General features: G+C 71.2%; 1 protein-coding gene. It reads left to right on the top strand.

Features of this window, described 5'->3' with window-relative positions; translation table 11 throughout:
• A partial coding sequence (locus ACAD63_RS21275; RefSeq protein WP_434033231.1) for a biotin carboxylase N-terminal domain-containing protein occupies positions 1-704 on the top strand: 704 nt, incomplete at both ends.

The raw sequence follows: 704 nt of genomic DNA, 5'->3' as shown, positions 1-704 counted from the left end.
ACCTGCCGCCGGCTCGGCATCCGCACCGTCGCGGTGTACTCGGATGCCGACGCCGATGCCCGCCACGTCGCCTTCTGCGACGAGGCCGTCCATATCGGCGGCGCCGCCGCGCGCGACAGCTACCTGCGCGCCGACCACATCATCGAGATGGCGAAGGAGACCGGCGCCCAGGCGATCCACCCGGGCTACGGCTTCCTGTCCGAGAACGAAGCCTTCGCCGAGGCCTGCGCCGCGGCGGGGCTGGTCTTTATCGGCCCGCCGGCCTCCGCGATCCAGGCGATGGGCAGCAAGAGCGCGGCCAAGCAGCTGATGGAAAAGGCGTCGGTGCCGCTGGTGCCCGGCTACCACGGCGAAGACCAGGACCCGGTGCTGCTGCGCCGCGAGGCCGACCGCATCGGCTACCCGGTGCTGCTCAAGGCCAGCGCGGGCGGCGGCGGCAAGGGCATGCGCGTGGTCGAGTCGGGCGATGGCTTCGAGGCCGCGCTGGCGTCGGTCAAGCGCGAGGCCCGCGCCAGCTTCGGCGACGACAAGGTGCTGGTCGAGAAGTACCTGACGCGCCCGCGCCATATCGAGATCCAGGTATTTGCCGACACCCACGGCAACTGCGTCTACCTGTTCGAGCGCGACTGTTCGGTGCAGCGCCGGCACCAGAAGGTGCTGGAAGAGGCGCCCGCGCCGGGCATGACCGAAGAACGCCGCCGCGC

This window comes from Cupriavidus sp. a3 (assembly GCF_051015765.1).
Classification (GTDB): Bacteria; Pseudomonadota; Gammaproteobacteria; order Burkholderiales; family Burkholderiaceae; genus Cupriavidus; species Cupriavidus oxalaticus_A.
Note: the sequence above shows the minus strand (reverse complement) of the source record. Positions and strands in the feature narration are given on the sequence as shown.